General features: G+C 51.7%; 3 protein-coding genes and 3 pseudogenes. 4 read left to right on the top strand and 2 right to left on the bottom strand.

The annotated features are described in order from the left end of the window. The first annotated feature begins 1 nt into the window (after position 1). Positions 2 to 1,410, top strand: a pseudogene (gene guaB / locus FYJ34_RS15230) (IMP dehydrogenase). A gap of 191 nt (positions 1,411 to 1,601) precedes the next feature. On the opposite strand, the pseudogene FYJ34_RS15225 reads toward guaB (FYJ34_RS15230), so the two are convergent. Continuing rightward, positions 1,602 to 3,402: pseudogene (locus FYJ34_RS15225) on the bottom strand (oxidoreductase); the annotation flags it as partial. Positions 3,403 to 3,430: 28 nt separating this feature from the next. Here FYJ34_RS15225 and FYJ34_RS13315 point away from each other — a divergent pair. Genes FYJ34_RS13315 through FYJ34_RS13305 form a run of 3 tightly spaced genes read left to right on the top strand, consistent with a single transcriptional unit; the run spans position 3,431 to position 5,008 of the window. After that, entirely contained in the window at positions 3,431 to 4,162 is a 732-nt protein-coding gene (locus FYJ34_RS13315; protein ID WP_235899516.1) for an NADH:flavin oxidoreductase, read from the top strand. Next, entirely contained in the window at positions 4,153 to 4,866 is a 714-nt protein-coding gene (locus tag FYJ34_RS13310) for an FAD/NAD(P)-binding oxidoreductase (RefSeq protein ID WP_330582637.1), read from the top strand. The genes FYJ34_RS13315 and FYJ34_RS13310 overlap by 10 nt, the downstream gene beginning before the upstream one ends. Beyond that, the gene (locus FYJ34_RS13305; RefSeq protein WP_235899514.1) at positions 4,850 to 5,008 is read left to right on the top strand and encodes a hypothetical protein; all 159 of its coding nucleotides are present in this window, start codon (positions 4,850 to 4,852) and stop codon (positions 5,006 to 5,008) included. The genes FYJ34_RS13310 and FYJ34_RS13305 overlap by 17 nt, the downstream gene beginning before the upstream one ends. Positions 5,009 to 5,197: 189 nt before the next feature. Here FYJ34_RS13305 and guaB (FYJ34_RS15220) read toward each other — a convergent pair. Further along, a pseudogene (gene guaB / locus FYJ34_RS15220) lies at positions 5,198 to 6,606 on the bottom strand (IMP dehydrogenase). Positions 6,607 to 6,608 lie beyond the last annotated feature (2 nt).

The following is a 6,608-nucleotide window of genomic DNA, read 5'->3' as shown; positions in this document are numbered from 1 at the left end:
TCTGATACCGGCTTATTCAGAAGTGATTCCAAATGAAGTGGATTTATCCACTTATCTTACGAAGAAGGTAAGACTGAATATTCCAATGATGAGCGCAGGGATGGACACCGTAACGGAGCACCGTATGGCGATTGCAATGGCAAGGCAAGGCGGAATCGGAATCATCCATAAGAATATGTCCATCGAAGAGCAGGCAGAAGAGGTTGATAAGGTAAAGCGTTCCGAAAACGGAGTCATCACAGATCCTTTTTATCTTTCGCCGGAGCACACGCTGGCAGACGCCAATGAGCTGATGAGCAAGTTCCGGATCTCAGGAGTGCCGATCACAGAGGGAAGAAAACTGGTGGGGATCATCACCAATCGTGATCTGAAATTTGAAGAGGATTTTTCCAAGAAGATCAAAGAGTCTATGACGTCGGAGGGTCTGATCACTGCACAGGAGGGATCACACTGGAAGAAGCCAAAAAGATTCTGGCGAAAGCAAGGAAAGAAAAGCTTCCCATTGTGGACAAGGAGTTCAATCTGAAGGGTCTGATCACCATTAAAGATATTGAAAAGCAGATCAAGTACCCGCTGTCTGCCAAGGATGAGCAGGGAAGACTTCTGTGCGGAGCAGCCATCGGGATCACGGCAAACTGTTTGGAGAGAGCGGAAGCTCTGGTCAATGCCAAAGTGGACGTAGTGGTAATGGATTCTGCGCACGGACATTCTGCAAATGTGCTGCGTACGGTGGATATGGTCAAGAATAAATTTCCACAGCTTCAGGTGATCGCGGGAAATGTGGCAACGGGAGAAGCTACGGAAGCTTTGATCCGTGCGGGAGCCGACGCTGTTAAAGTCGGGATCGGGCCGGGCTCCATCTGTACGACGCGCGTAATCGCAGGGATTGGAGTACCCCAGATAACGGCGGTAATGGAATGCTATGAGGCCGCCGACAAGCATGGGATCCCGGTGATCGCTGACGGAGGGATCAAGTATTCCGGAGATATGACAAAGGCTATCGCAGCAGGCGCCAATGTTTGTATGATGGGAAGCATTTTTGCGGGTTGTGATGAAAGCCCGGGAACCTTTGAACTGTATCAGGGAAGAAAATATAAGGTATATCGTGGAATGGGATCCATCTCCGCCATGGAAAATGGAAGCAAGGACAGATACTTCCAGACAGATGCAAGAAAGCTGGTGCCGGAAGGCGTAGAAGGCCGGGTTGCCTATAAGGGGACGGTAGAGGATACCGTGTTCCAACTGATGGGAGGACTTCGTTCCGGAATGGGCTACTGTGGAACGCCCACCATTGAGGATCTGAAGCAGAAAGGACAGTTTGTGAAGATCTCCGCAGCCTCTCTGAAGGAGAGCCACCCTCACGACATTCACATTACAAAGGAAGCGCCGAACTACAGCGTAGACGAGTAACAGATAACAGAACATACAAACCTCCCCCAAAGGTGGCAGATCAGAAACGGTCTGCTTCCTGCGGGGGAGGTTTTTTGTGAAAATCGATTGTCAGGATTGGGACCAGTCCGTCAACACGTTTTGTCCTACTGCCTCAAAAGAAGAGACAGAGCAGCAGGATAACTTTCTGCGCTCAGGGTGGAAGAAAACGCTTATCGGATAATGTCCAGAAATCCCATCTGATCCAAAGCATTCAGTACCAGATGTCTGCCGGCATCGGTTCCGTCAATGATCCTCCTGGCACGGACAGAGTCTCCAATATTCAATACCTCTACCGGCTCTCCCAGGAACCCGTCAGAAAGCTCGGCCAAAACGGGAGCATATGCCTTCATGCCAAGACATACAAATCCATAGTCGAAGGGTAGCGTTTCTTCCGTGCCATTTTGGTTGACCAAAAAGGCGTCCGGGAGTACTTTGGTCAAAGCAGTGCCGGTCAGTTGTCGTACTTGTCCCTTTTGCAGGAATTCTTTGACGCTTGCTATGGAAGAAGCATCCAGACCGTTTCCGATGGTAGGAAGCATTTCTACCAGAGTGATCTGCGCATTTCTGGACACGAAAAATTCCACTACATCCAGCCCAACTGCTCCGCCGCCGACTACCACCACCCTTTTGCCGGACAGATCTTCCGGATAGCGCTCCACCTCTGCAATAAAATCCAGAATGGAAAAAACAGGTGCGGAAGACTGCAACTGCTGGGCCAACCCATCAATAGGAGGAAGGATGGGAACGGAACCGGTAGCGTTTACTACCAGGTGCGGGTGATACTGTCTGACACGCTCCAAAGTTCCCTCTGTGTTGGTCAGGATGGTCAGATTTTCCAGCTGTCCGGCACGAGCTTTCAGATAGGTGGGGAAATCGGCCAGACGTTTTTTGGCGGGGATCTTGGAGATTTCCACAGACAGTCCGCCGATTTTGTCTGTTTTTTCTAAAAGGGTTACATGACAGCCCACCTCGGCTGCCGTACAGGCTGCCTCCAGGCCGGCGGTTCCGGCGCCGACTACCACCACGTTACAGGGAGAGGACACCTTGTATTTTTTGTAGGCTTCTCCATAGATCAGGTCGGATTGATGGTGCATCTAAGAGGCTTATTGCCGCCGATACGATTTCCTACACATCCCACATTACAGGAAATACACTTCCGCAGCTGCTGGGTGCGGCCATACTTGATTTTGTTGCACCATTCGGGATCGGCGATCAGCCCCCGGCCCAGTCCGATAAAGTCCGCATCCCCCGCGCCAGGATATCTTCCGCCACCTGGGGATCACGGATGTTTCCGATAGCGATGGTAGGCTTGTGAAAACGGTCGCGTACAGCTTTTGCCATATAAGCCGCCAACCGTCTTCCAGATAATTGGCATCGATCTGGTATTGGATAGTGGGGTTCAGGCCGGCAGAGGTATCGAACAGGTCCACCTCATCCTGCAGATATTCCAGGTATTCCAGGCAGTCCTCAATGGTATTTCCGCCTGCCACCAGTTCATCCACACTCAGCCGCAGGGAGATGGGAACATGGGGGCCGATGGCAGCACGCACCTGATCGATGACCATACGGCAGAAGCGGGACCGGTTCTTGGCGGAGCCGCCGAATTCATCTGTTCGGTCGTTCATCGTGGGAGACAGGAACTGACTGATCAGGTAAGAATGCCCTGCATGAATTTCTATCAGATCAAATCCTGCATTTACTGCCCGCTTTGCCACCAATCCCATAGTCTTTTGCAATAGCTTCCAGCTCTTCCCTGGAAAGTGGCCGGGGCGTTTCTCCGCCGGGCTTGGAAGGAAGTGTGGAGGCAGATACCGGCTGCATTCCGATCCGGGAGCTCATGGCAGAAGCTCCTGCGTGGTTCAGCTGAATACCGATACAGGCGCCCTGTCTGTGACAGGCTTCCGTCAGATTAAACAGTCGGGGAATATAGCCGGTATCTGCCTCCACACTTCCTTCCAAGCCCGGCGGAGAAACGCCCCGGCCACTTTCCAGGGAAGAGCTGGAAGCTATTGCAAAAGACTATGGGATTGGTGCAAAGCGGGCAGTAAATGCAGGATTTGATCTGATAGAAATTCATGCAGGGCATTCTTACCTGATCAGTCAGTTCCTGTCTCCCACGATGAACGACCGAACAGATGAATTCGGCGGCTCCGCCAAGAACCGGTCCCGCTTCTGCCGTATGGTCATCGATCAGGTGCGTGCTGCCATCGGCCCCCATGTTCCCATCTCCCTGCGGCTGAGTGTGGATGAACTGGTGGCAGGCGGAAATACCATTGAGGACTGCCTGGAATACCTGGAATATCTGCAGGATGAGGTGGACCTGTTCGATACCTCTGCCGGCCTGAACCCCACTATCCAATACCAGATCGATGCCAATTATCTGGAAGACGGTTGGCGGGCTTATATGGCAAAAGCTGTACGCGACCGTTTTCACAAGCCTACCATCGCTATCGGAAACATCCGTGATCCCCAGGTGGCGGAAGATATCCTGGCGCGGGGGGATGCGGACTTTATCGGACTGGGCCGGGGGCTGATCGCCGATCCCGAATGGTGCAACAAAATCAAGTATGGCCGCACCCAGCAGCTGCGGAAGTGTATTTCCTGTAATGTGGGATGTGTAGGAAATCGTATCGGCGGCAATAAGCCTCTTAGATGCACCATCAATCCCGACCTGATCTATGGAGAAGCCTACAAAAATACAAGGTGTCCTCTCCCTGTAACGTGGTGGTAGTCGGCGCCGGAACCGCCGGCCTGGAGGCAGCCTGTACGGCAGCCGAGGTGGGCTGTCATGTAACCCTTTTAGAAAAAACAGACAAAATCGGCGGACTGTCTGTGGAAATCTCCAAGATCCCCGCCAAAAAACGTCTGGCCGATTTCCCCACCTATCTGAAAGCTCGTGCCGGACAGCTGGAAAATCTGACCATCCTGACCAACACAGAGGGAACTTTGGAGCGTGTCAGACAGTATCACCCGCACCTGGTAGTAAACGCTACCGGTTCCGTTCCCATCCTTCCTCCTATTGATGGGTTGGCCCAGCAGTTGCAGTCTTCCGCACCTGTTTTTTCCATTCTGGATTTTATTGCAGAGGTGGAGCGCTATCCGGAAGATCTGTCCGGCAAAAGGGTGGTGGTAGTCGGCGGCGGAGCAGTTGGGCTGGATGTAGTGGAATTTTTCGTGTCCAGAAATGCGCAGATCACTCTGGTAGAAATGCTTCCTACCATCGGAAACGGTCTGGATGCTTCTTCCATAGCAAGCGTCCAAAGAATTCCTGCAAAAGGGACAAGTACGACAACTGACCGGCACTGCTTTGACCAAAGTACTCCCGGACGCCTTTTTGGTCAACCAAAATGGCACGGAAGAAACGCTACCCTTCGACTATGGATTTGTATGTCTTGGCATGAAGGCATATGCTCCCGTTTTGGCCGAGCTTTCTGACGGGTTCCTGGGAGAGCCGGTAGAGGTATTGAATATTGGAGACTCTGTCCGTGCCAGGAGGATCATTGACGGAACCGATGCCGGCAGACATCTGGTACTGAATGCTTTGGATCAGATGGGATTTCTGGACATTATCCGATAAGCGTTTTCTTCCACCCTGAGCGCAGAAAGTTATCCTGCTGCTCTGTCTCTTCTTTTGAGGCAGTAGGACAAAACGTGTTGACGGACTGGTCCCAATCCTGACAATCGATTTTCACAAAAACCTCCCCGCAGGAAGCAGACCGTTTCTGATCTGCCACCTTTGGGGGAGGTTTGTATGTTCTGTTATCTGTTACTCGTCTACGCTGTAGTTCGGCGCTTCCTTTGTAATGTGAATGTCGTGAGGGTGGCTCTCCTTCAGAGAGGCTGCGGAGATCTTCACAAACTGTCCTTTCTGCTTCAGATCCTCAATGGTGGGCGTTCCACAGTAGCCCATTCCGGAACGAAGTCCTCCCATCAGTTGGAACACGGTATCCTCTACCGTCCCCTTATAGGCAACCCGGCCTTCTACGCCTTCCGGCACCAGCTTTCTTGCATCTGTCTGGAAGTATCTGTCCTTGCTTCCATTTTCCATGGCGGAGATGGATCCCATTCCACGATATACCTTATATTTTCTTCCCTGATACAGTTCAAAGGTTCCCGGGCTTTCATCACAACCCGCAAAAATGCTTCCCATCATACAAACATTGGCGCCTGCTGCGATAGCCTTTGTCATATCTCCGGAATACTTGATCCCTCCGTCAGCGATCACCGGGATCCCATGCTTGTCGGCGGCCTCATAGCATTCCATTACCGCCGTTATCTGGGGTACTCCCAATCCCTGCGATTACGCGCGTCGTACAGATGGAGCCCGGCCCGATCCCGACTTTAACAGCGTCGGCTCCCGCACGGATCAAAGCTTCCGTAGCTTCTCCCGTTGCCACATTTCCCGCGATCACCTGAAGCTGTGGAAATTTATTCTTGACCATATCCACCGTACGCAGCACATTTGCAGAATGTCCGTGCGCAGAATCCATTACCACTACGTCCACTTTGGCATTGACCAGAGCTTCCGCTCTCTCCAAACAGTTTGCCGTGATCCCGATGGCTGCTCCGCACAGAAGTCTTCCCTGCTCATCCTTGGCAGACAGCGGGTACTTGATCTGCTTTTCAATATCTTTAATGGTGATCAGACCCTTCAGATTGAACTCCTTGTCCACAATGGGAAGCTTTTCTTTCCTTGCTTTCGCCAGAATCTTTTTGGCTTCTTCCAGTGTGATCCCCTCCTGTGCAGTGATCAGACCCTCCGACGTCATAGACTCTTTGATCTTCTTGGAAAAATCCTCTTCAAATTTCAGATCACGATTGGTGATGATCCCCACCAGTTTTCTTCCCTCTGTGATCGGCACTCCTGAGATCCGGAACTTGCTCATCAGCTCATTGGCGTCTGCCAGCGTGTGCTCCGGCGAAAGATAAAAGGATCTGTGATGACTCCGTTTTCGGAACGCTTTACCTTATCAACCTCTTCTGCCTGCTCTTCGATGGACATATTCTTATGGATGATTCCGATTCCGCCTTGCCTTGCCATTGCAATCGCCATACGGTGCTCCGTTACCGGTGTCCATCCCTGCGCTCATCATTGGAATATTCAGTCTTACCTCTTCGTAAGATAAGTGGATAATCCACTTCATTTGGAATCACTTCTGAATAAGCCGGTATCAGAA

The organism is Suipraeoptans intestinalis (genome assembly GCF_009696485.1).
Lineage (GTDB): Bacteria > Bacillota > Clostridia > Lachnospirales > Lachnospiraceae > Suipraeoptans > Suipraeoptans intestinalis.
Note: the sequence above shows the minus strand (reverse complement) of the source record. Positions and strands in the feature narration are given on the sequence as shown.